General features: G+C 60.1%; 23 protein-coding genes and 1 pseudogene. 19 read left to right on the top strand and 5 right to left on the bottom strand.

All coding sequences use genetic code 11. The features are described from left to right. The first annotated feature begins 43 nt into the window (after nt 1-43). From ACTG1P_RS18645 to ACTG1P_RS18610, 8 genes are all read left to right on the top strand, one after another. A complete protein-coding gene (locus ACTG1P_RS18645; protein ID WP_199416147.1) occupies nt 44-1,921 on the top strand; it encodes a methyl-accepting chemotaxis protein in 1,878 nt (625 codons plus the stop codon). A 509-nt stretch (nt 1,922-2,430) separates the two neighbouring features. Next, nucleotides 2,431-4,215 carry a fumarate reductase (quinol) flavoprotein subunit gene (gene frdA / locus ACTG1P_RS18640; protein ID WP_047437968.1) on the top strand — a complete coding sequence of 595 codons (1,785 nt, stop codon included), beginning with the start codon at nt 2,431-2,433 and terminating at the stop codon, nt 4,213-4,215. Then, a complete protein-coding gene (locus tag ACTG1P_RS18635) occupies nt 4,208-4,942 on the top strand; it encodes a succinate dehydrogenase/fumarate reductase iron-sulfur subunit (RefSeq protein ID WP_005335057.1) in 735 nt (244 codons plus the stop codon). The genes frdA and ACTG1P_RS18635 overlap by 8 nt, the downstream gene beginning before the upstream one ends. Nucleotides 4,943-4,958: 16 nt before the next feature. Continuing rightward, nucleotides 4,959-5,357 (top strand): hypothetical protein, encoded by a 399-nt coding sequence (locus tag ACTG1P_RS18630; RefSeq protein ID WP_005335058.1) that lies wholly within the window; start codon nt 4,959-4,961, stop codon nt 5,355-5,357. A 10-nt stretch (nt 5,358-5,367) separates the two neighbouring features. Then, entirely contained in the window at nt 5,368-5,724 is a 357-nt protein-coding gene (gene frdD / locus ACTG1P_RS18625) for a fumarate reductase subunit FrdD (protein WP_005335059.1), read from the top strand. Nucleotides 5,725-5,976: 252 nt separating this feature from the next. Next, nucleotides 5,977-6,705 carry a nucleoside recognition domain-containing protein gene (locus tag ACTG1P_RS18620; RefSeq protein ID WP_005335061.1) on the top strand — a complete coding sequence of 243 codons (729 nt, stop codon included), beginning with the start codon at nt 5,977-5,979 and terminating at the stop codon, nt 6,703-6,705. Further along, entirely contained in the window at nt 6,702-7,169 is a 468-nt protein-coding gene (locus ACTG1P_RS18615) for a YjiG family protein (protein WP_167556922.1), read from the top strand. Before ACTG1P_RS18620 ends, ACTG1P_RS18615 begins: the two co-directional genes overlap by 4 nt. 25 nt (nt 7,170-7,194) lie before the next feature. Continuing rightward, nucleotides 7,195-8,319, top strand: a complete 1,125-nt coding sequence (locus ACTG1P_RS18610; RefSeq protein ID WP_440001911.1) for a M20 family metallopeptidase — start codon at nt 7,195-7,197, stop codon at nt 8,317-8,319. 89 nt (nt 8,320-8,408) lie between these two features. On the opposite strand, the pseudogene ACTG1P_RS18605 reads toward ACTG1P_RS18610, so the two are convergent. The 3 genes and pseudogenes from ACTG1P_RS18605 to ACTG1P_RS18595 form a co-directional block, all read right to left on the bottom strand. Further along, nucleotides 8,409-8,936, bottom strand: a pseudogene (locus ACTG1P_RS18605) (hypothetical protein). A 55-nt stretch (nt 8,937-8,991) separates the two neighbouring features. Further along, nucleotides 8,992-10,218 (bottom strand): winged helix-turn-helix domain-containing protein, encoded by a 1,227-nt coding sequence (locus ACTG1P_RS18600; RefSeq protein ID WP_440001910.1) that lies wholly within the window; start codon nt 10,216-10,218, stop codon nt 8,992-8,994. A gap of 107 nt (nt 10,219-10,325) precedes the next feature. Next, entirely contained in the window at nt 10,326-10,919 is a 594-nt protein-coding gene (locus ACTG1P_RS18595; RefSeq protein ID WP_440001909.1) for a TetR/AcrR family transcriptional regulator, read from the bottom strand. Between the two features lie 107 nt (nt 10,920-11,026). Here ACTG1P_RS18595 and ACTG1P_RS18590 point away from each other — a divergent pair, with 107 nt between their 5' ends. Both ACTG1P_RS18590 and ACTG1P_RS18585 read left to right on the top strand, forming a co-directional pair. Further along, nucleotides 11,027-11,950 (top strand): ABC transporter six-transmembrane domain-containing protein, encoded by a 924-nt coding sequence (locus ACTG1P_RS18590; protein WP_266134322.1) that lies wholly within the window; start codon nt 11,027-11,029, stop codon nt 11,948-11,950. 28 nt (nt 11,951-11,978) lie between these two features. Continuing rightward, on the top strand, nt 11,979-13,367 hold the full coding sequence (locus tag ACTG1P_RS18585) for an NAD(P)/FAD-dependent oxidoreductase (RefSeq protein WP_440001908.1): 1,389 nt from the start codon (nt 11,979-11,981) through the stop codon (nt 13,365-13,367). A 46-nt stretch (nt 13,368-13,413) separates the two neighbouring features. Here the strand turns inward: ACTG1P_RS18585 and ACTG1P_RS18580 are convergent, their stop codons facing one another. Beyond that, entirely contained in the window at nt 13,414-14,061 is a 648-nt protein-coding gene (locus tag ACTG1P_RS18580) for a class I SAM-dependent methyltransferase (RefSeq protein WP_139494125.1), read from the bottom strand. A gap of 144 nt (nt 14,062-14,205) precedes the next feature. Here ACTG1P_RS18580 and ACTG1P_RS18575 point away from each other — a divergent pair, with 144 nt between their 5' ends. The 7 genes from ACTG1P_RS18575 to ACTG1P_RS18545 all read left to right on the top strand — a co-directional run bounded on the left by ACTG1P_RS18575 (nt 14,206) and on the right by ACTG1P_RS18545 (nt 20,769). Further along, on the top strand, nt 14,206-14,880 hold the full coding sequence (locus tag ACTG1P_RS18575; RefSeq protein ID WP_440001907.1) for a thermostable hemolysin: 675 nt from the start codon (nt 14,206-14,208) through the stop codon (nt 14,878-14,880). Then, the gene (locus ACTG1P_RS18570; RefSeq protein ID WP_440001906.1) at nt 14,877-16,343 is read left to right on the top strand and encodes an AMP-dependent synthetase/ligase; all 1,467 of its coding nucleotides are present in this window, start codon (nt 14,877-14,879) and stop codon (nt 16,341-16,343) included. The genes ACTG1P_RS18575 and ACTG1P_RS18570 overlap by 4 nt, the downstream gene beginning before the upstream one ends. Then, on the top strand, nt 16,340-16,993 hold the full coding sequence (locus ACTG1P_RS18565; protein ID WP_440001905.1) for a TenA family transcriptional regulator: 654 nt from the start codon (nt 16,340-16,342) through the stop codon (nt 16,991-16,993). The genes ACTG1P_RS18570 and ACTG1P_RS18565 overlap by 4 nt, the downstream gene beginning before the upstream one ends. A gap of 22 nt (nt 16,994-17,015) precedes the next feature. Further along, nucleotides 17,016-17,885, top strand: coding sequence for an SDR family oxidoreductase (locus ACTG1P_RS18560; RefSeq protein ID WP_440001904.1), 870 nt, complete (start codon nt 17,016-17,018; stop codon nt 17,883-17,885). 1 nt (nt 17,886) lies between these two features. Then, the gene (locus ACTG1P_RS18555) at nt 17,887-18,519 is read left to right on the top strand and encodes a tetratricopeptide repeat protein (protein WP_404974311.1); all 633 of its coding nucleotides are present in this window, start codon (nt 17,887-17,889) and stop codon (nt 18,517-18,519) included. A 130-nt stretch (nt 18,520-18,649) separates the two neighbouring features. Next, nucleotides 18,650-19,336, top strand: a complete 687-nt coding sequence (locus ACTG1P_RS18550; RefSeq protein WP_069554101.1) for a response regulator — start codon at nt 18,650-18,652, stop codon at nt 19,334-19,336. After that, nucleotides 19,333-20,769, top strand: a complete 1,437-nt coding sequence (locus ACTG1P_RS18545; protein WP_440001903.1) for an ATP-binding protein — start codon at nt 19,333-19,335, stop codon at nt 20,767-20,769. The genes ACTG1P_RS18550 and ACTG1P_RS18545 overlap by 4 nt, the downstream gene beginning before the upstream one ends. A 38-nt stretch (nt 20,770-20,807) precedes the next feature. Here the strand turns inward: ACTG1P_RS18545 and rloA3 are convergent, their stop codons facing one another. Further along, entirely contained in the window at nt 20,808-21,302 is a 495-nt protein-coding gene (gene rloA3, locus ACTG1P_RS18540) for a retropepsin-like aspartic peptidase RloA3 (RefSeq protein WP_440001902.1), read from the bottom strand. Nucleotides 21,303-21,683: 381 nt separating this feature from the next. Between rloA3 and ACTG1P_RS18535 the strand changes: the two genes are divergently transcribed. Further along, on the top strand, nt 21,684-22,727 hold the full coding sequence (locus ACTG1P_RS18535) for a GMP reductase (protein WP_005348017.1): 1,044 nt from the start codon (nt 21,684-21,686) through the stop codon (nt 22,725-22,727). Nucleotides 22,728-22,822: 95 nt separating this feature from the next. After that, entirely contained in the window at nt 22,823-24,031 is a 1,209-nt protein-coding gene (gene earP, locus ACTG1P_RS18530) for an elongation factor P maturation arginine rhamnosyltransferase EarP (protein WP_440001901.1), read from the top strand. The last annotated feature ends 33 nt before the right edge of the window (nt 24,032-24,064 follow it).

The raw sequence follows: 24,064 nt of genomic DNA, 5'->3' as shown, positions 1-24,064 counted from the left end.
GATTCCACACACACTTCAGACTGACGCTCACAAGGATGTAACTATGAACTTATCCATTAAAAACAAGCTTGTTCTGGCTATCGGGGTCATCATTTTGGTGATCACCTGCCTGCAGGTCTGGTACAACACCTCGCAACTGCGCAGCGAGACCCAGCGACTGGTCTGGAACATCATCGACGAAAGCTCCATGGCCAACGTCAAGGGGATCTCCCGCTGGGTCGACTCCCGGATCAGCATGGTCAGCACCACCAAGGAAGCATTCGCCAAAGAAGATGAGCCCATCAGTCATCTGGCCCAGTCCATGAATGCCGGTGGCTTCGACCTGGTCTATGCCGGTACCGCAGACGGCAAGATGATCCAGAGCAAACCAACCGATTTGCCCGCCGGTTATGACCCACGTCAACGCCCCTGGTACAAGGACGCGGCCGCCGCAGGCAAGCTGGTCATCACAGCCCCCTATGCCGACATCTCCACCGGCCAGCTGATTGTCACCATTGCCGAGCCGTTCCAGCGTGGCAATACCCAGGGCGTCATCGCCGGTGACGTCTCCATCAGCTCACTGATCTCGGATATTCTGGCGGTCACCACCGAGGGCACCTACGCCATGCTGGTGGACAGCAATGGCACCATCATCGCTCACCCCGATGCCTCCCTGAGCCTGAAATCCGCCACCGCTCTGGCACCGGAACTGACCGCATCTTACATCAACCAGATAGCCCACGATGGCATGATCAACGAGCTGGTGATCAGCGGCAAGAAAGAGGTTTTTGACTTCAACGCCATCCCCAATACCAACTGGTATTACGGCATGATGGTGGATGAGGAGACCGCCTACCAGTCGGTACGCCGCATGGTTACCTCCTCCCTCATTCAGGGGCTTATCACCATACTGATCGTGGCAGGCTTCTCCTATGTCGCCATCAACGGCTCGCTGGCCCCTCTGAAAACCCTGGGCGAAGCGATTGCCGATCTCTCCCGTGGCAACGGCGATCTGACCCGCCGCATCAAGATTGAACGTGAGGATGAGGTGGGCGCGGTTGCCAAACACGTCAACACCTTCATCGAGCGGATCCACGTGATGGTGCAGGATATCTCCAACTCCTCCGGCCAACTCAACCAACAGGCCAAGTCCTCCCACAGCATGGCGGAGAAGGCTAATCAGGGATTGGCTCGTCAGCAAAACGAGATCTCCCAGATTGCAACGGCCGTTCACGAGATGTCGGCCACCGCGGTCGAGGTTGCCAGCAACGCCGAGCAGACCGCCGAAGCGGCCCGCAGCTCCTCCAGCAGTTGCGAGCATGGCAAGCAGGTGATCGCCCGCAACCAGCGCTCCATAACCGATCTGGCCACCCAGGTGGAACAGGCCTCCAACATCATTCAGGAACTGGAGAAAAACGCTCAAGAGATCAATACCATCCTCTCCACCATTCAGGGCATCGCCGAGCAGACCAACCTGCTGGCACTCAACGCCGCCATCGAAGCGGCCCGTGCCGGTGAACAGGGCCGCGGCTTTGCGGTGGTAGCCGACGAGGTGCGCGTACTGTCACAGCGTACCCACAGCTCCACCGTCGAGATCCGCAATATGATCGAAACCCTGCAACGCAATACCCAAGGGGCGGTCAGCACCATGCACGAAGGCCAGCTGCTGGCCCAGAACAGCGTGGATGACGCCAACAACGCCACCCACGCGCTGGAGCAGATCACCACCTCGATCAACCAGATCTCCGACATGGCGACCCAGATCTCCAGCGCGGCTGAAGAGCAGCGGGCCGTCACCGATGAGGTAAGCCGCAACATTCAGGCGGTGAAAGATGTCTCGGATGAACTGGCAGTGGATGCAGACAGCTCACGCCATCTCTCTGAACAACTTAAAAATATTTCGGGTGAACTGAGCAATCAGGTCGGCATGTTCCGCATTTGAGCATGAGCAAAAGGGGCCGTACAGGCCCCTTTTATTTTTCTAAATAGCGCTTAATTTTCAGTGAGTAATCTCACATTACCCGCCAAATACCCCGCCTTGAAATCCTTGTAATTCGTCTGGAATTATCAGATCACCGCCGTGATCACCACAGCATTTCGGATTACCTATTTCTATCCGAATAGATAAATGCCAATAATTCTCATTAAAAAATTACAATAAAAAACTTAAAATTTTTTTCGCGAGTACCTAAAAAGAGAGGTGATTCGCATTTTATTGAAAGAAAACTACGTACAATCCAGAAGTTAAAGTACTCGTAGCTAGGTGTTCAACTGCTCAGTAACACCAAAAAATGACGATAATAACGACATTTTCATCCAGGGATTTGGGTGTTTTATAGAAAAATAACCAATAAAAAGGGAATAAAACCTAGCAGTTTGACTTGCATCAAGCCTGAATTTTTTTCATAGAGCAAAATCGTGCCCAGCAAATCTATCCCTAAGGAGGCAGATGTGGATATTATCAAGACCGATGTGGCCATCATCGGTGCTGGCGGTACCGGCTTACGCGCCGCTATCGCTATAGCCGAATCACAGCCAGACCTGGACATCGCCCTGATTTCCAAGGTTTACCCGATGCGCAGCCACACGGTTGCTGCCGAAGGCGGCGCCGCCGGTGTCGTCCGTGATGACGACTCCCTCGAAAACCACTTCAACGACACCGTCTCCGGTGGTGACTGGCTGTGCGAGCAGGACGTAGTGGAATACTTCGTCAACAACGCGACCAAAGAGATGATCCAGCTGGAGCACTGGGGTTGCCCCTGGAGCCGCAAGCCGGATGGCAAAGCCAACGTGCGTCCGTTTGGTGGCATGAAGGTTCCGCGTACCTGGTTCGCCGCAGACAAGTCCGGTTTCCATATTCTGCACACCCTGTTCCAGACCTCCGTCAAATACCCGAGCATCAAGCGCTTCGACGAGCATTTCTGCCTTGATCTGATCGTGGACGACGGCCGCGTTCAGGGCGTACTGACCTTCGACATCCAGAACGGTATCACCCGTTTCATCCAGGCCAAATCGGTGATCGTGGCAACCGGCGGTGCTGGCCGTGTCTATCGCTACAACACCAACGGTGGCATCGTCACCGGCGACGGCATGGCGCTGGCCTACCGTCACGGCGTACCGCTGCGTGATATGGAATTCGTCCAGTATCACCCGACCGGTCTGCCGGGCACCGGCATCCTGATGACCGAAGGTTGTCGTGGTGAGGGTGGCGTCCTGCTCAACAAGGATGGCTACCGCTACCTACAAGACTACGGCTTGGGCCCGGAAACCCCGATTGGCCAACCGAAGAGCAAATACATGGAGCTGGGTCCGCGCGACCGTGTTTCCCAGGCATTCTGGCAAGAGCAGCAGAAAGGCCGCGTCATTCAGGGCCCGATGGGCGATGTGGTTCACCTCGACCTGCGTCACCTTGGCGAGAAGTACCTGAAAGAGCGTCTGCCGTTCATCTGCGAACTGGCCAAAGCCTACGTCAACGTGGATCCGGCCAAAGAGCCTATCCCGGTACGTCCGACCGCCCACTACACCATGGGTGGTATCGAGACTGACAACAAGTGTGCCACCCGTCTGCCCGGCCTCTACGCCGCGGGCGAATGTGCCTCCGTCGGTCTGCACGGTGCCAACCGTCTGGGTTCCAACTCCCTGTCCGAGATCGTGGTATTCGGCAAGCTGGCCGGTGAGCAGGCAGGTGAATTTGCCAAGACTCAGAAGCATGGCAACACCGAAGCGCTGGCCGCCAAGGCCGAGGCGCTCATCAAGCAGCACCTCTCCCTGATGGACATAGACGGTACCGAAAACCCGGCCGACATCCGCAACGAACTGGGCATGTCCATGGAAGCCGGTGTCGGTATCTACCGTACCGAAGAGCTGATGCAGGGCACCATCGACAAGATCAACGAGCTGAAAGCCCGTTACAAAAAGGTCAAGATCAACGACAAGTCCTCTGTCTTCAACACCGATCTGCTGTACGCCATCGAACTGGGTTACATGCTGGACGTGGCTGAAGCCATGGCGCACTCCGCTATCAATCGTAAAGAGTCCCGCGGTTCCCACCAGCGTCTGGATGGTTACGAAGAGCGCGATGACGTGAACTTCCTCAAGCACACGCTCTCGTTCTACAAAAATGGCGAAACGCCCTCCATCGATTACTCCGATGTGAAGATCACTAAGTCCCAGCCGGCAAAACGCGTGTACGGCTCCGAGGGTGAGAAACAAGACGAGGCTAAGAAGAATGGCTGAGATGATTGAAATTGAGATCCTGCGCTACCGTCCGGAACAGGATAACGAGCCTTGGATGCAAACCTTCCAGGTGCCATACCAGAGAGAGATGTCTCTGCTGGACGCCCTGCAGTACATCAAGGATCACCTGGACTCTACCCTGAGCTTCCGCTGGTCCTGCCGGATGGCGATCTGCGGCTCCTGCGGCATGATGGTCAACGGTGTGCCCAAGCTGGGTTGCAAGGCGTTCCTGCGCGACTATCTGCCGGGCAAGATGACCGTCGAGCCGCTCAACAACTTCCCGATCGAGCGCGATCTGGTGGTCGACATGTCCGACTTCATCGAGAAGCTGGAGAGCATCAAGCCGTACATCATCCCGAGCGAGCCGCGCAGCCTGTGTGATGGCGAGTACATCCAGACTCCGGCCCAGATGGCGCAGTACAAGCAGTTCTCCCAGTGCATCAACTGTGGTCTCTGCTACGCGGCCTGCCCGCAGTACGGCATCAACAAGAAGTTCACCGGCCCGGCGGCACTGGCTCTGGCCTATCGCTACAACGTCGACAACCGTGATGCCGGCGCCAAAGAGCGTATGCGCATCATCAGCCAGGACGAAGGCGTCTGGGGCTGTACCTTCGTGGGCTACTGCTCCGAAGTGTGCCCGAAAGGCGTCGATCCGGCGGCGGCCATCCAGCTTGGCAAGGTCGAAAGCGCCAAGGACTACATGATCGCCATGTTCAAGCCAGATTGAGAGCAGGATTGAGACCATGAACAACACTGATAGCAAACGTAAACCTTACGTCCGCGAAATGAAGAAAGACTGGTGGCTGAAGAACGCCTTCTACACCGGTTACATGATCCGTGAAGGCACCAGTATCTTCGTCTCCATCTACGCCGTTGTGCTGATGTGGGGCCTGATGCGCCTGGTTCAGGGTCAGGAAGCGTTCAACGGCTGGCTGGAATCCCTGCAAAGCCCGATCGCCATCCTGTTCCATGTCGTCGCTCTGGCGGCGTGCCTGTTCCATGCCAAAACCTGGTTCGCCCTGGCGCCGAAAGCCATGCGTATCTTCCGTGGTGAAGACCTGGTACCGGAGAAGCCGATCGTTCTCGCCCAGTATGTGGCGCTGGCGGTGGTGTCCCTGCTTGTCCTGATCATCGTGGCCTGAGGAGAAAACAATGAGACGTTCTGACGAACCAATTTACTGGGGTCTGTTTGGTGCGGGTGGCATGGTCGTTGCCATGCTGCTGCCGGTCATTGTCCTCATCACCGGTCTGCTGGTGCCCATGGGCATCATGGACGTGGAAACCATGAGCTATGACCGCGTGCACGCGTTCGCCAGCTCCTGGTGGGGTGCCTGTATCCTACTGGTGATCATCGCCCTGCCAGTCTGGCACGGCATGCACCGTATCTACCACGGTCTGCACGATCTGGGGATCCACACCACCAAGCTGCACCACTATGTGTTCTATGGCTTTGCCTTCTTGGTATCTGCCATTAGCGTCGGCTTGCTGATGGTGCTGGTACTCCAGTAATCACATCTGACTGATTGACCAAACCGGGCCAAGTGCCCGGTTTTTTATTGCCCCGCTATCCCGCCCCTGCTTTTTATTCACTCAAATAATTCGATAAAAACCAGATTATCGTCCAATCATATGGCGATCACAGTCACATAACCCCAATACATTCGTCATTTGTAGCAAACCATTTTGACCACCATCAATTTAGTGACATCCATATCAATTATAATTATTCAGATTAAATAATTATTCATATGGAGCTAGCTAATGACAGACAAAACACGCTCGGTGAGCATAGGCAGTTACCTGGCACTGGCCTTCGCCGTGGTCTTCTTCTCCGGACTGTTGCAATCCGGCGAGTGGTACGGGGTATTCGATTTCACCACGCTGAATGGTTCGTTCGGCACCATGGTCCAAAGCGTCAGCGAGAATGGTGACGGCATCAAGACCGCCATGACCGATATGCGCGGCAAGGGGGGCAACGGCGCTCGCGATGGCTTTCTGTTTGCCCTGACCCTGATCCCCACCGTGATGTTTGCCCTTGGCATGATCAATGTGCTGGAACACTACGGCGCGCTGGAAGCGGCCCGCAAGTTGCTGACCCCGCTGCTGCGCCCACTGATGGGGATCCCGGGCAACACAGGTCTGGCGCTGATCGCCTCCCTGCAGAGTACCGATGCCGGTGCCGCCATGACTCGTCAGCTCAAGGATGAAGGGCTCATCACCAAGCGTGAAACCGACGTATTCACCATGTTCCAGTTCTCCGCTGGTGCCACCATCGTCAACTTCTTCTCCTCCGGCGCCGTGCTGTTCACCCTGACGCTGGCAGATGGCAGCCCGGCGGTCAGCTCCTCCATCGGTCTGGCAGTCATCGTGATGTTCGCCTTCAAATTTGTCGGGGCCAACCTGTTCCGGGTCTACCTCAATATGAGCGAAGGCAAGCAGACCGATAACAACACCCAGCAGACCCTCAACACTCAGGAGCAAGCCAAATGAGCCAGGCCAACATCAAGAAACCCATCGTCACCGATATCTTCGTCGAAGGGGCCAAGAAGGGCTGGGTCATCGCCACCACCTCCACCGTCCCCAACGTGTTGATGGCCTTCGTCATCATCAAGGCGCTGCAGATCACCGGCGCGCTGGATGCCATGGGTGCCATTTTTGCACCTATCATGGCCATCTTCGGGTTGCCCGGTGAGGCGGCAGCCGTGCTGATCGGCGCCTGGATGTCGATGGGTGGTGCGGTCGGCGTGGTCATCACCCTGTTCGATCAGGGGATCCTCAACGGCACCCACATCGCCATTCTGGCGCCAGCCATCTACCTGATGGGCTCCCAGGTGCAGTACATGGGCCGCATTCTCGGCTGCATCGGCACCGAAGGGCGTTACATCCCCATCATGGTCGCCATCTCGGTACTCAACGCCTTCGGCGCCATGCTGGTGATGAACATCCTTCTCTGACCCGAACCTGATAGTGGAGCAAGCAATGACTTTTTCTCTGGATAAATACCTGACCGAACTGGCCCCGCTGATCAATCTGGATTGCGGATCCCTGCACCAGCCGGGCATTGCGGCAGTGGCCAACCTGATGGCCGCCAAATATGAGGCGATGGGCGGCTGGCAGATCAAGCGGGTCGACTGCGGCGCCGCCGGAGTGGGGCTGGAGATCCGCAACCAGCCTGATGTGGCGCAGATCGATGTAATGCTGATCGGCCATATGGATACCGTCTTCCCCCTCGGCACCGCCGCCGCCCGCCCGATGAGCATCGATGGTGAGCGCGCTTACGGCCCCGGTGTCTCCGACATGAAATCCGGCCTGCTCAACATCGTCTATGCCTTGCGTGAACTGCCCCGCGAGGTGCGCGATCGCCTGAGCATCTGCGTCTGCATGAACCCGGATGAGGAGATCGGCTCCCTGCACTCCAGCGACTGGCTGGCAACGGTGGCCAAACAGGCGAAACAGGTGCTGGTGGCCGAAGCGGCCCGCGCAGATGGCTCGCTGGTCAAGGCGCGCAAGGGGATGGCCCGTTATCGCATCGACTTCACCGGCAAGGCGGCTCACGCGGGCAACGAACCGCAGAAGGGGCGCAGCGCCATCACCGAGCTGGGCCACTGGATCCTGGCCATCAACGCCCTGACCAACTTCGAGAGCGGCACCACCCTCAACATCGGCATTGTCGAGGGGGGCAACGGCGCCAACATAGTGCCGGCCCATGCCAGCGCCGTGGTGGATGTCCGTTTCTGGGACAATCAGGAGTACCACCAGATCAACGATCATCTGCTGACCCTGGCCGAGCGGCCCCATCTGGACGGCGTCACCATCCAGCTGGCCCGCGAGGCCCACAAACCGGCCATGGTGCCATCAGAAGGCACTCTGGCGCTGATGCAGCTGGTGGAGGAGTGTGGCGCCGAACTGGGACTGCCAATCAGCTGGCAGGAGGTGGGGGGCGGCTCCGATGCCAACCTGACAGCTGCCCTCGGCATTCCCACTCTGGATGGTCTGGGCCCCATCGGTGCCGGTTTCCACAGTGACGAGGAGTATCTGGATCTGGCCAGCATTGCCCCGCGCATCGAGCTGCTGGTGAAGGTACTGACCCGTCTGGCAGCCTGACAAGCTCTCACGTAAAAAAGGGCCAGCCGGTTTGCACCGGCTGGCCCTCTGTTTATCTGCTCCCCCTGAATGACAGCAACCCTTCGCTATTACTCCATTGGCGGCAAGAAGCGGCGCATCACCTCATCCGTATGCCCCCCTTCCTGAAATGCCACCAGCGACTGATTGAGGATGTTCACCAGCTGGTGACCGCGGGGGGAGCCCTTGCTCACCAGCAGATAGAATCCCTTGCGGCTGGGCAGGGCGAGATTGAGCAACCCGCTCTCGCTGCGGTAGATGCCAAGGCTGATGCCAGCCACCAGAGGTTCGATTTCGCTCGGTAGAAAGTCGCAGCGATCCCGCTCCAGCATATCGAGCGCCTGCTGGACCCGCGCCCAGGGCAGATAGCGGATCTGGTGCGAGAGCCCGCTCTATTGCAGGGCATCGAGCACCAGCGTTGTCGCCGAACCGGTCAGGCGGCTGGTATCGGGCACCCCGTCCTTGCGCTCCCAGTAGGTAAAGGGGGCCCACTCGTTGCCCTCCCCCAGACAGATCTTCACCGGCGGCTCTTGCCCCCATAGCGCGGGGGACAAGATGGCCATCGCCAATCCCGCCCACCATGTTGCCACTCGTTTCATCTCCCGCTCCCGAACTGTTTATCCCTCTTGCAGCTTAGCCCAGAAGGGATAGATCTCACTTTGCAGGGGCGCTTTCATGCCACAACGCCAGCAAATTAGCCGGAATGGCACCATAACGGAGCTGCGGTGTCTGGTGCCAGTCAGCCAGCTTTTGCAGGGCTTTCGCCAGATCCTGTGCAAGGGTGCGGGTCACTCTCACCCCGGCTTCCAGATAGAGGCTCTTGATCTCGAAGATCCCCTGCTGACGATGAGCCTTGGCATCCATTCTGCCCACCAGCTTGCCGCGATGGAGCAAGGGCAACACGAAGTAGCCATACTGACGCTTGGGCGCCGGGGTATAGCATTCGATGCGATAGTCGAAGTTGAACAGATCCTTGGCCCGCTTGCGATCCCACACCAGCGGGTCGAACGGCGACAAGACGGTGGTATGGGTTGCCTTGAGACGGCCTTCCTCTGCCTGCACCAGCTCATCGGCCAGCGAGGCGTGCACGAAAGCGCCGTGCTGCCACCCCTCCACCCGAACCGGCAGCAGTTCCCCCTCGTCCGCCAGCTGATGGAGCATGGCGTCATATTTGCCACGCCGCAGCCGGTAGTAGTCCGCAACCCAGCCAGTTTTGACCAGCCCCAGCGCTCGGCAGCTGGCGCGCACCATATCCCGCTGGGCCTGCTCGACGCTCGGCAGATCCCGCTGGTCGCTCCACTCGGGGATGACCCGTTCGACCAGGTCATAGACTCGCTGAAAGTTGCGCCGCTCCCGCACCATCAGCTGACCGGTGGTAAACAATACCTCCAGATGGCGCTTCTCCGGCTTCCAGTCCCACCAGCCGTTCCCCTTGCCGGTTGTGCGTTCAAAGTCAGCCGCCCGCACCGGGCCGTGCTGACGAATACGCTCGATAAGCTGGCCGATCTCCTGCTGATGGGTAGCGAGCCAGTTGGCCGAAAACTTCCAGCCCATGGCGGCGGGATCGAGCATCCGGTGGCGCAGCAGCCGGTAATCTTCACGGGGCACAAAGCAGGCCTCATGGGCCCAATATTCGAAGATCTCGCCGTCGGCCAACAACTGCTCTAGCCAACGTGGTTCGTACTGGCCAAGCCGGCTAAAGAGCACCAGATAGGGACTGCGAGCCACCACCGAGATGGTATCGATCTGCAGTAGCGCCATGCGGCGGATGGTGGCCAGCAGATCGGCCGGAGTCGCCTTGCTGCGGCGGGGGGCGAGCAGCCCTTGCGCCGCCAGTTGCAGATGACGGGCATCTTGCAGTGACAAATGGGTAATCGACATCAACAACCGCTCCCTGTTATCTGGCCATCGCGCGCCCGGCGGATAGCCAACAAAACCGGGGGAGGCACCACGCTGACATGCCTCCCCTCCCTTGTGTGCCTGCGCCGCTATGAGTGAGCCGGGGGCAAGACCAGCTGATTGACCACCAGCATGATCTCTTGGTACGTGGCCTCTACCGTCTCGGGAGTCGGCTCCAGAATCAGGTCATCGGCATAGCCGTTGATGAGAGAGGTGACCTGACGCGCCAGTCGCCGGGCATCGCCCGCCACAAACTCGCCGCTGTCGATCCCCTTTTGCAGGATCAGCTCCAGCACCTCGCGCCACGCCAAAATGATTTTGCGGTAGCTCTCGGCAAACACAGGGTCGCGCAGCGACTCGTTCCAGGCATCCAGATAGATGGCCCAGGAGGCATCCTGACTGGTCGGCAGGTTGTCCCGCACAAAGAGCGGCAACGCTTCGCGGGCTGTCAGCGGCAACAGCCACTCCCGCTGCTCGGCGATCTCCTGATAGGTGAAACGCTCCACGGCGCAGAGGCAGAGCTCCTTCCAATCCTTGAAGTAGTGGTAGACGTGGCTGCGCGCCAGACCGGTGCGTTCGGCAATATCACGGGTTGACGATGCCGCCATCCCCTTCTCTCGAAACAGGGCCAGTACGGCCTCGATGATCATCTCTTTGCGCTGTTCTGCTGATGGGCGTGCCATCTGACCTCCTGCGATATCAATCGATCTGCTTGACTTTGAGCAGTCGCTCAAACAAACTTTGAGCACTCGCTCAAACTTAGCGTTTCCGACATCTTAGGAGATAACCCATGACAACACCAACCACTTCGGCAGCCAGTTGCGACGAGCAGGCCACGCCGTTGCCACACTCGGCCGGTCGTTCGCTGGGGGCGATTGCGCGGGCCAATCCCCTCAAGCTGGCGGGCACCTTCTCGCTGGTGGCCCTCGAAAACATCCTGCTGGTGGTCTATCCCCTGTTCGCCGGCTTTGCCATCGACGCCATCGTCAAGGGCCAGTGGTGGCAGGCTTCAAGCTACGCCCTCATCGTGCTGCTGTTCTGGCTCATCGGCGCCCTGCGCCGGGCGGTCGATACCCGCACCTTTACCCATATCTATGCGGCACTGGCGGTGCCGGTGATCCTGACACAACGCCAGCAGCAAGAGGGGCAATCCACCATAGTGGCGCGGGTCACCCTGGCGCGGGAGTTTGTCGACTTCTTCGAGAAACATATCCCGATCCTGGCCACCAGCCTGATCTCCATCGTCGGGGCGGCCGTGATGCTGATGGTGATCGAGTTCTGGGTCGGCATCGCCTGCATGGGGGTACTGCTGCTGTTCGGCCTGCTGCTGCCCGGCTTTTCGCGCAAGAACCAGCTGCTGCACGAGCGGCTCAACGATCGGCTGGAACACGAGGTCAAGCTGGTCACCCATGCCCAGTCAGCCAGTCTCGCCCGCCACTACCGCGCGCTGGCCTGGATCCGCATCCGGATTTCGGATCGGGAGGCACTCGCTTTTCTGGCGGTCGGCATCAGCGCCTCCCTGCTGTTCCTGCTGGCCATCACCATGCTGATGGCCCAACCCCAGGTCTCGGCAGGCCATGTCTATGCTGTGATGACCTACCTCTGGAACTTTGTCACCAGCCTGGATGAGGGGCCCGGCCTTGCCGATCAGCTGGCCCGGCTGCGAGACATAGGCCGCCGGGTCAATACCGCCCAACCCGATGAAATGATTTGATATTTTGTATCTGTAACCGGAGTAGAAGATGAATCCGACCACCCTTTGCCAACGAGCGTTGACCATGTGCATCAGCTGTTTCTTCCTCGCCGCCTGCGGCCCCAAGATGAGCGACTTTGAGCCCAACACCAGCTACTGGTTCAAGGAGAAACAGGCAGAGGAGAGTACCCCGCTGGCACAAGATCTGAAGGTGGATATCGCCATCGTCGGTGGCGGCTACAGCGGCCTCTCCAGCGCCTGGCATCTGGCCAAGGCCAATCCGTCGCTCAAGATCGCCATCTTCGAGGCCAAGCAGGTGGGCAGTGGTGCCTCGGGCCGCAACGGCGGCATGGTGTTGCCGGGCTCCGAGGTGATGGACCTCTACGAAGAGGGGGAAGCGAGCAAGCGCCACTACGATCTCACCGTCGCCAGCATGCGCAAGCTGCAGGCGCTGGTCGCCTCAACCGGCGTCGAAGCCAACCTCAAGCTCGATGGCTATGTGGAGGCGATCCTCGATGAGGAGGATATCGCCGAGTACCGCGACTATGTGAAAACCGCCAATCGCCTCGGCATCCCGCTCCAGTACTGGAACGCCGATACCACCGAAGAGAAACTGGGCACCGACCGCTACGTGGGGGCGGTCTACGACCCCAATGGTGGTCAGGTTCACGCAATGAAACTGGTCAATGCCCTGCGCAAGGCGGTGGAGCAGGCGGGCGTCACCATCTATGAGCAGAGCCCGGTGCTGGGGATCAAGGAGGGCAAGCCGATCGAGCTCAATGTGGCCGACAAGTACAAGGTGACCGCCGACAGCATAGTGCTGGCGACCAACGGCTATACCTCCAAGCTTGGCTACTTCAGCGGCCGGGTCTTTCCGGTGCACGCCCAAAGCGCCGTCACCGAGCCGCTCAGTAAAAAACAGCTGGCCGCCATCCAGTGGCAGAGTCGAGTGCCCTACTACGACACCCGCAACATCCTGTTTCATCTGGTATTGACCCCGGATAACCGCATCGTCATCGGCGGTGGCAATGCCGAGTACGTGTTCAACGACGGCCTCAACTACAGGGGAGATCTCAATCGTGTCAGCGAGATGATGATGACCGAGCTGGTGACCCTCTATCCTGCCCTCAAGGGGATCAAATTTGAGCAGGTGTGGGACGGGGTGCTCGGCATGACCGGCGACAGCACCGAAGCGGTGGGGGTAATGGGGGATCACCAGAACATCTACTACGCCCTCGGCTACAACGGCCACGGCATCAACCTCTCCTTCCTGTTTGGCGACATCGTGGCCAGCCTCTATCAGGGCAAGGAGCATCCCTGGTTCAACCACGCGGAGCAGAGTCTGCCGATGTGGCTGCCGCCAGAGCCGTTCAAGTCAATTGGCGTCAAATCTGCCCTGATGTACTACCAGTGGCAGGACAAGGGCTACAAGGAGTAACCGAGAGCCGAGCAAGAAACAGCCGAGTAACAGACGAAGGCACGCCTCAGGGCGTGCCTTTCTGCAATACCGCCACATCGGCGTGGGGGAAGCTGAGCTCGGCCTGCCAGCTGGCGGCCAACACCTGAAACGATGCCTCGGCAAAGAAGACGATGTGGGTCGGGTCGTGGCGATAGCGCCAGTTTTTAAACCGCTCGTCACTGAGCACCCGCTGGGTCTGCAGCACCAGCACACCGCCCGGCTTGAGGCAATCCCACAACTGCGCCAGCACCGTGCGCGGCTCGGCGATATGCTCGATCACCTCGGTACTGGTGATGAAGTCATACTGACGCGTCAGCAACTCGGGAAAATCGGCGTAGAACTTGTCATACCCCGCCATCTGGTAACCCGCCTCACGCCCCATCGCCACCAGCGCCGGGCCCGGGCCACAGCCAAAATCGAGGCCACTGGCAGGAGTTGGCACCCGGCTCAGCACCTCACCAAAGGCCCGCATCAAAAAAGTGCGATAACGGGGATCATCCACCCGATTGTCGTGACCGTCATAGACCGCCTTCTCCGCCGCCTCATCCAGATGATCCGCCTCATCCAGCCAAACCAGCTCGCACGCGAGGCAGCGATGATAGCGCTTGCCAGCTACCGGCAGGGGATAACTGCGATGGCTGGCACACAGGGGGCAGCTGACGGTGGATGACATGGCGGTTCCTCTTGGGGGCTTCCTGTTGGATAACAGCGGCGCAGATTGCCTGCCCGCTGCCTCGCTGACAACTTTTTTTGCTCCTTAAGGGTTTCTTAAGTTTGCCCTTTTACTCTCAAACCATCGCAAGAGAAGGAGTCACCCATGACCACCGAGATCCAGGCCCCCTACCGATTGCTGCTAGCCAAGTCCCCGCAGCAGGTCATGGCGCTGCAAACCTATATCCAGGCCGCCTATACCCTCGAGTTCAACGCCCGCATCCCCCATTTCCTCCCCTGTCTGCTGGGACTCTATCGGGCAGACGGGACGCTGGTCGGTGCCTGTGGTCTCAATCATGCCAGTGAGGGGACTCTCTATCTGGAACAGTATCTGGAGCAACCCATCGAGGCCGCCATCAATACCCGCCTCGGGGTCTATCCGGCACGCAACCGCATTATCGAAGTGGGCAATCTGGCCTGCAGCGAACCGGGCAATGCCCGCCTGATGTTTGCGGCGCTGTGTCGTCTGCTATGTGAAAACGCCCTCGACTACGTGGTCTTTACCGGCACCGCCAAGCTGCGCAACAGCTTTGCCCGCCTGCAACTCAACCCGGTGGAGCTGGCCCCCGCCCAGGCCCATCAGGTGGGGGCCGACGCCGATGCCTGGGGTGAGTACTACCGCTGCCAACCCAAGGTGATGGTGGGCGACATCAATCAGGGGCGCGAGGTGCTGGCCCAGCGCAGCCTGCTGCTCAATCTGCTGGCCCCCATGCCAACCCTGTTTGAGGATGCCGGCGAGAGCAGTGATAACCAGACCCATCAAAAAAGGTGCGCCCAATGAGCCTGTTCGACGCCATCGCCAAACATGCCCACGAGGATCCGCAATCCCCTGCGCTGCTGAGCAGCCAGCAGCGTCTCGATTACCAGACCCTGTGGCAACAGATCCAGCGTCTGGCCAGCCAGCTGCAACAGCTCGACATCAGCCGTCTGGCGCTGCAACTGGACAACGGCCTGCCCTGGGCGCTGCTGGATCTCGCCTGCACCCGCGCAGGTATCGTGGTGATCCCGGTGCCCCACTTCTTCAGTCAGGCCCAGCAGGCCTGGTTGCTGGAGAGCAGCGGCGCCGATGCGCTGGTCGGCCCATATCATCAGGGGTGGCATGCCGCCGAGCCGCTCTCGCTGATCACCGGCGAGCTGCCGCTCTGGCGCTATATCCCGGCCAATCGACCGGCGCTGCCCAAGGGCACCGCCAAGATCACCTACACCTCCGGCACCACGGGCCAGCCCAAGGGCGTCTGCCTGTCACTGACCCAGATGATGGCGGTGAGCCATGCGCTGGCCGAGCGGGTTGCGCCAGCCAAGGTGGAAAAACACCTGACCCTGCTGCCGCTGGCGACCCTGCTTGAGAACCTCACCGGCCTCTATGTGCCGCTGCTGACCGGCGCCTGCAGCCGCATTCCGTCCCTCGGGGAGCTCGGTTTCACCGGATCCAGTTCGCTCAATCCAGCCATGCTGGGGGAGGCCCTGCTGCGCTGGCCGACCCACAGTCTGGTGCTGGTGCCCGAACTGCTGCGCCTGCTGCTGGCGCTCTGCACCAGCACACCGACGCTGGCCCAGCAGCTCAAGAGCCTGCGCTTTATTGCCGTCGGTGGCGGCAAGGTAGCACCCGACCTGATCAAACATGCCCGCCAGCTCGGCCTGCCGGTGTATGAGGGATATGGCCTCTCGGAGTGCGGCTCCGTGGTGGCACTCAACAGTTCGGATGCTGACAAGCCCGGCAGCGTGGGTCGTCCCCTACCCCACTGTCAGGTCTCCATTGCCACCGATGGCGAAATTATGGTGAGCGGCAGCGCCATGCTGGGCTATCTCGGCAGCAACGAACTGACTCCCGAACAGATTGCCACAGGCGATCTGGGCCACCTCGATGAAGAAGGCTACCTCCATATCACCGGGCGCAAGAAGAATGTCCAGATTACCGCCTTTGGCCGCAACTTCTCCCCCGAGTGGGTGGAAGCCGAAGCACAGCTCTGCCCCGCCATCGCCCGCATCGTGGTCTTTGGCGATGGTCAACCCGCCAACGTGGCGCTGATCCAGCCCCTGCCGGGCAAGGAGGCGGATCTGCCACGCCAGATCGCAGGTCTGAACCAGCGGCTGCCCGATTATGCCCGGCTGCACCACTGGTTGCCGGTGGCACTCGACCAGCATCCCGGCCTGCTGACCGCCAACGGGCGCCCCCGTCGCAACGAGATTTACCAACACTTTTTCCGGCAAATCAGCCAATGCCTTACAGGAGAATCGTCATGAGCTTCTATCAGACTCTGCAACAAGCCACTGCTCAGGAGCGTGAACATCTGTTCAACGCCCCCATTATCGAAGCCTGTCGCCGTGGCGATATCAGCCGTGACACCTATCTCGCCTTCCTGGCGCAGGCTTACTACCACGTGCGCCACACAGTTCCGCTGCTGATGGCAACCGGCGGCAAGCTGGGTCAGGAGTACGAGTGGGTGCGTGGCGCCATTGCCGAGTACATCGACGAGGAGTATGGCCATCAGGAGTGGATCCTCAACGATATCCGCGCCTGTGGCGGTGATGCCGAGGCGGTGCGCCACGGCCAGCCCGGGCTGCCCATCGAGCTGATGGTCGCCTTCCTCTACGACCAGATCCAGCGCGGCAACCCCATGGGCTTCTTCGGCATGGTGCAGGTACTGGAAGGCACCAGCGTGGCCATCGCCCTCACCGTCGCCGACCAGCTGAAAAAGGGTCTCGGCCTGCCACCGCAAGCGATGAGCTACCTGAGCTCCCACGGCACCCTGGATCAGGAGCACCTCAAGTTCTTTGAATCCCTGATGGATCGGGTCGAAAGTCCGGCGGATCAGGCGGCTATTATCCACTCGACCAAGGTGGTCTACCGCCTCTATGGCGAGATGCTCTACAACCTCACCGCCACGCCGTGACCAGAGAGAAGGAATCTGCATCATGAAACTTGAAGGAAAAACGGTGCTGCTCACCGGCGCCAGCGGTGGCATAGGTGAAGAACTGGCGCAGGAGCTGGCGGCCCAAGGGGCACACCTGCTGCTGCACGGTCGTCGCGGCCCGGCACTGGAGCGGCTGTGCAAGTCACTGCCCCATCCCGAGCGCCATCAGGTGGTGCTCGCCGACCTCGGCTCTGCGCAGGAGCGGGCCAAGCTGTTGCAACACCCGGCGCTGGAGGACGGGATCGACATCCTGATCAACAACGCTGGCTGCAACCAGTTTGCCTGGCTGGAAGATCAGAGCTTCGAGCAGGTGGAGCGCCAGCTGCTGCTCAATATCGAGGCGCCCATCCAGCTCACCCGAGCCCTGCTGCCAACCATGCGCAAGCCGGGGATCATCATGAACATGGGGTCGAGCCTGGGCAGCATCGGCTACCCCGGTTACAGCGTCTACTGCGCCAGCAAATTTGCCCTGCGCGGCTTTAGCGAAGCGCTGGGACGGGAGCTGGAGGGGAGTGGCATCAAGGTGCTGCATTTCGCCCCACGCGCCACCCGCACCAAACTCAATTCCGAGGCCGCTTACGAGATGAATGCAGCGCTCGGCACCCAGACCGACAGCCCGCAGGAAGTGGCCGAAGAGGCGGTCATCGCCCTGTGCAACGAAACCCGCCGCAGCTGGCTCGGCTGGCCGGAAAAACTGTTCGTGCGGCTCAACGCCCTACTGCCCGGCATCGTCGACAAGGCGCTGGCAAGACAGCTGCCGCTCATCAAACGTTATGCCCGTCATCTTCAGCCAGGGACGGCTGATGCCGGCGCAAACAGTGCGCCACAACCAGACTTGTCCCGCCCGATCCCGACCAAAAAGGAGCATTAATATGAACTTTTTCCGTCAATCAGTGACCTCTTGTGCCATCGCCATCCTGCTGGGGTCCACCTCGGTCATGGCCGCGGGTGATGCCCTCATCCCCATCCAACAACAGTGGGCCGTCTGCCAGTATCAACAGAGCGGCAAGGCGAAAGAGAGCTGCCTCGAAACCCTGAGCACCCAAGCCGAAGCGGCCAGCGCCAAGGAGCCTTTTCGCGCCGATCTGCTGATCTGGTCGGCCATCGTCAAGAGCACCTGGGCGGGGGCCAAGGGCGGGCTGGGAGCGCTGGGGCTGGTGAAAGAGGCCAAAGCCAAGCTGGAGCTGGCACTCAAACAGGATCCCAAGGCGCTGGACGGCTCTGCCTACACCAGTCTGGGCTCCCTCTACTATCAGGTGCCCGGGTGGCCGGTCGGCTTTGGCGATGACGAAAAGGCGGAGCAGCTACTCAAGCAGGCGCTGGCCATCAATCCTGATGGCATCGATCCCAACTTCTTCTACGGTGACTTCCTGCTGGATCAGGGTCGCAAGGCCGAGGCCAAAACCTACCTCGACAAGGCGCTGGCCGCCCCGGCCCGCCCGGGTCGCGAAGTGGCCGACGAAGGGCGCAGAATGGAGATCCGCGATCGGCTGGCCAAGCTATAAAACCCTGATGGATCAAAGAACTATTTAAACTCTGCCCACCAGCTTGCATACTGGTGGGCAGGGTTGTTTATGCCACGGCACACCCTGGCGCTGAGCCAGATCGCCACACCCAACAAACAGGGAGAAAAGAATGCGGATCCTGCTGGTAGAAGATGATGTGATGCTGGGGGATGGTATGCAGGATGCACTGCGCCATAGCGGCTATACGGTGGACTGGCTGCAACAGGGGTTGCCCGCCCTGGCAGCCCTCAAGAGCGATGAGTTCGCCGCACTGATCCTCGATCTCAACCTGCCCGACATCGACGGCCTCAGCCTGCTGCGCAAGTTACGGCGTGAAGGCCACCAGCTGCCTGTGCTGATCCTCACCGCCCGCGATGCGCTGGACGATCGGGTGGTCGGCCTCGATGCCGGTTCCGACGACTACATGGTCAAGCCCTTCGCCCTGCAGGAGCTCAACGCCCGCCTGCGCGCCCTGGTTCGCCGCAGCAAGGGGCAGGCTCAGGCGGTGCTGGAGTATGGCGATATCCTCATCTATCCCGAATCCCAGCAGGTCACCTATCAGGGGGAAGCGATCAAACTCACCCCCCACGAATACAAGTTGCTGCAGGAGCTGATCAGCCAGAGCGGCCGGGTGCTGAGCAAGGATCAGCTGCAACAGAGCCTCTACGGCTGGGATGAAGGCGCCGAGAGCAACGCGGTGGAGGTGCATATCCACCATCTGCGCAAGAAGTTCTACAGCGACCTCATCCGCAATATTCGCGGGGTCGGCTACATCATTCCCCAGCTCGAACAGCCAAGCCGGACACCCGCACGATGAAACGCCCCCGCTCCATTCGCCGCTTTCTGCTCACCGGTATCCTGACGCTGGTGAGCCTGAGCCTTACCATCAGCGCCTTTATCGGCTACATGGAGGCGAGCCACGAAATGGAGGAGCTGTTTGATGCCCGCCTCGCCCAGTCGGCCCGCATCACCAACCAGCTGCTGGCCCGCTACATGGCCCAGCAGGGGCAGTTGCCCGCCAACGGCACCGTCTATCAGGAGTGGGAGGCGCAAAACCCCGATGAGTGGCAAAAAGATCCCGGCCTCAACCTGACCGGCGAGGATCGGGAGATCACCCCCTACGGCCACGAGTTCGAACGCAATCTCTACTTCCAGCTGCTCGATGAAAAGGGCGGCTTGCTGCTGCGCGCCCCCAGCGCCCCTGATCAGCCGCTGGTCACCCTGGCTATCGGCTTCGACACGGTCGAAAAAGATAATCACCAGTGGCGCACCTTCACTCTCTACAACCAGCAGGAGCAGACCTGGCTGGTAGTGGCCGAGCGGGACGACGAGCGCAGCGAACTGGCCAGCAAGATGGCCACCCTCACCATGCTGCCGCTGCTGATCACCCTGCCGTTCCTGCTGGCCCTGCTCTGGTGGCTCATCACCCGCGGGCTGGCCCCCCTGCGTCAGCTGGCCCAGGCCATCAGCGAACGTCACCCCGCCAACCTGAGCCCGCTCAGCCTCAAGATAAGCGCGCAGGAGCTGACCCCCCTCACCAACGAGATCAACCGGCTGATGCAGGCGCTGGCGGAAACCATAGAGCGGGAAAAACAGTTCACCAACGAGGCAGCCCACGAGCTGCGCACCCCGCTGGCGGTGCTGCGGATCCACAGTGAAAATGCCCTGGCTGCAGAAGATGAAGAGAGCCGCCAGCAATCCTTGCACAAGATGCTGCAGGCACTCGACCGCAGCGATCGGCTGATCCGCCAGCTGCTGACCCAGGCCCGTATCGACAACCAGCAGGGGCTGGTATTAACCGAACTGGAGGTGGGTCACCTGCTGCAAGGCACCCTCGCAACGCTTGCTCCCATCGCGCTCAAGAAGGATCAGCAGCTGTCGCTGGAGTGTGACTTGCCGCTGCTGGTGATGGGGCAGGCCACCCTGCTCGACTTGCTGTTCAGCAACCTGATCGACAATGCGCTGCGCTATACCCAGCCGGAGGGCGAGATCAGGGTGCGGGTACTGCGAGAGGGCAACCGGGTGAGGGTGGATGTGAGTGACAACGGCCCCGGCATTCCCGCCAACGCCTTGCCCCGGCTGTATGAACGCTTCTTTCGGGTCAATCCCCAGCAGGGGGATGGCGTCGGCCTTGGCATGGCCATCGTCTCGCGCATCGCCCAGTTGCACGGCGCCGACCTCGATGTCCACAACCGGCCGGAAGGGGGGCTGGAGGTGAGCGTGTTACTCCCGCTCCCGCCAGCAAGATAAGCGATAAGTAAAGAGCCCGCGATGCGGGCTCTTTACTTTCAATCACAATCTGGCTGCACGGTAAAGGTTCGACTGGAGTCCACCGGGCCCAGCTCCGCCAGCAGACGTCGGCCCAGCAGCACCGGATAGATCATCTTGCTGCGATCCCCTAGGGTAAACCACTCCTCATACACCTTGTCCCCCAGACAGATGGACATGGTCACCGTTGGTCGATGCTCCATACCGCCCGCCCCGCGCACCGTCACGCTGCGCTCGACCCGCCGCTCGAACTGCTGCTTGACCAGTTTGCCGCTGTCGGCATCGGTCACCACCAGCATGAAGCGCACCCAGGGCTTGCCATCCCGTTTGAATCTGGTGATGGCGCGTGCATCGAGGGAAGAGGTGAGCGCCCCGGTGTCGAGTTTCATCTTCACCGCCACGCCGGTGGGCAAAATAAGTCCCTTCTCGATCCAGCCATAGCTGGTCGGGGTCTCGGCCAGCGCACTGCCACACAGTGTCAGCATCAGGGTGATCCCCACCATCATCTTGCCCATTTTACTACCCTGCCTTGTCAATCCTGCGCCCAGATCTACCACAGTCCTATTGTGGGTCAATCCGATTTATTTCAGCTACTTGGATAATATCTGGCGGGTCAGGAGAGAGACGACAAGGGGTGGCCGAACGACGGCCCAAACGGGCGGGAATATCGAAGGAGAGCAAGGCACCGAACGGTGCTGGATGAAGCTTGTGGCCAACCTCAGGTTGTGACGCCAAAGGCTACCACAACAATGAGCGAATTATCAGTCTTGTTCTGAAGGGATTTTTGCCTACACTGTTGTAAACCGGAGGGCCTGAAAACCACCGGTTTTTTTGCGCCTGCCGAAAATTTGCCACTGCAAAAGTGACTTTCAACAAGGCTCAATAAGGAATTTGTAATGCGTATCGAAGAAGACTTGAAGCTCGGTTTCAAGGATGTCCTGTTCCGCCCCAAGCGCTCTACTCTCAAGAGCCGTTCCCAAGTAAGCCTGACCCGTCAGTTCACCTTCAAACACACTCAGACCCAATGGCAAGGCGTACCCGTTATCGCCGCCAACATGGATACCGTCGGCAGCTTTGCCATGGCGCGCACGCTGGCCGGTTTCGAGATGATGACCGCGGTACACAAGCACTACAGCCTTGAGCAGTGGCAAGCTTTCGTCAACGAGACCGATCCGGCGCTGCTAGGCCATGTGATGGTCTCCACCGGCACCTCGGCTGAAGATTTCGCCAAGACCCGCCAAATCCTCGCCATGTCCGAAGCGCTGCGCTTCATCTGTGTCGACGTGGCCAACGGCTACTCCGAGCACTTTGTCGAGTTCGTGCGCAAGATTCGTGAAGCCTGCCCCAACCACGTCATTCTGGCGGGCAACGTGGTCACCGGCGAGATGGTCGAAGAGCTGATCCTCTCCGGCGCCGACATCGTCAAGGTCGGTATTGGCCCGGGGTCGGTCTGTACCACTCGCGTCAAGACCGGCGTCGGCTACCCGCAGCTCTCTGCCATCATCGAGTGTGCCGATGCGGCCCACGGCCTCGGCGGCCAGATCGTCGGTGATGGCGGCTGCACCTGCCCGGGCGACGTCGCCAAAGCCTTCGGCGGCGGCGCCGACTTCGTCATGCTGGGCGGCATGCTGGCAGCCCACGAAGAGTGCGGTGGCGAGATCGTCGATGTAGACGGCGAACCCTTCATGAAGTTCTACGGCATGAGCTCCTCCAGCGCCATGGACAAACACGCCGGCGGCGTCGCGGAATACCGCGCCTCCGAGGGAAAAACCGTACTGCTGCCCTACCGCGGCCCGGTCGAGAACGCCGTGCGCGACATTCTGGGCGGCGTGCGCTCCACCTGTACCTACGTGGGTGCCAGCCAGCTGAAAGAGCTCACCAAGCGCACCACCTTTATCCGGGTGCGTGAGCAAGAGAACAACGTCTACGGCAAGGAGTAACCTGCCGCAGCGACCGTCACGCGCTGACGGTTAGAAGCCAGTCAACCGGTGTGCTACCCTGCGCACCGGTTTTTTTGCATCTGGAACCCCGAGCCATGACCACTCCCCTGCCCCCGTTTGACTGGGACATCTTCTGCTGCGTCGTCGACAACTTCGGTGACATCGGCGTCACCTGGCGACTCGCCCGCCAGCTAAAACGGGAGGGGAATATTGCGGCACCTAGCAATGAGGTTCAGGTGCGGCTCTGGGTGGACGATCTGACAAGCTTTGCCCGCATCTGTCCGGGGCTCGACCCGGCGCAGGATGGCCAGTGGGTCGATGGGATCTATATCCAGCACTGGCATGAGACCCTGCCGACCGACATGACACCGGCCAGGGTAGTGATCGAAGCCTTTGCCTGCGAGCTGCCCGCCCCCTTCATTGAACGAATGGCCGAGCAGATGGCGAGCCAACCCAGCCCCCCATGCTGGATCAATCTGGAGTACCTCTCGGCGGAGAGCTGGGTCGAGGATTGCCACGGCCTCGCCTCGCCCCAGCGGGTGGGCAACCAGAGCCTCAACAAATACTTCTTCTTCCCGGGCTTTACCGCTAAAACCGGTGGCCTTTTGTGCGAGCACGACCTCATCGCCGAACGGGAGCAGTGGCAGCAAGATGATGCGGGACTGGCAGCCTACTGGGCCAGCCTTGGTTTGCCGCCAAAACAAGAGCACGAGCTGCGGGTCAGCCTCTTTACCTACGAGAGCGATGCGCTGAAGAGTCTGGTCGAGAGCTGGTGCCATAGCGCCACGCCCGTCACCCTACTGCTGCCGCTGGGGCGCTCTCTCAACGATGTGCTCACCGGTGCCGGTCTGACTGATGCCATCCCTGCAGCCAAAGCGGGGGATCTGCTCCACTCGGGCAACCTCACCATCAAGTTGCTGCCGATGACCGATCAGGCCGGTTACGATCGACTGCTGTGGAGCTGCGATCTCAATCTGGTGCGCGGGGAGGACTCCTTCGTGCGGGCCCAGTGGGCCGCCCGTCCTTTCCTCTGGCACATCTACCAGCAGGAGGAGGAAGCCCATCTGGTCAAGCTGGAGCAGTTCCTTGACCACTACTTATCCGATCTACCCGCCGAGTGCTGCCAATGGCTGCGCCGCTTTAATCTGGCTCTCAACCGTGGCGAAGATTGCGGCGAACTTTGGGCCCAATGGCCCCGATATAGCGCCATTTGGCAGCAACATGGGCGAAGCTGGTCACAGAAGTTGCTCCGGGACGGGGATCTCGTCACGAGGTTGGTGAAATTTTTAGAAAGCCGTATATAATCTGGCAGTTTTTATCCGTCCGTTTCACGAACA

This window comes from Aeromonas sp. 11P (assembly GCF_051920165.1).
GTDB lineage: Bacteria > Pseudomonadota > Gammaproteobacteria > Enterobacterales > Aeromonadaceae > Aeromonas > Aeromonas veronii.
Note: the sequence above shows the minus strand (reverse complement) of the source record. Positions and strands in the feature narration are given on the sequence as shown.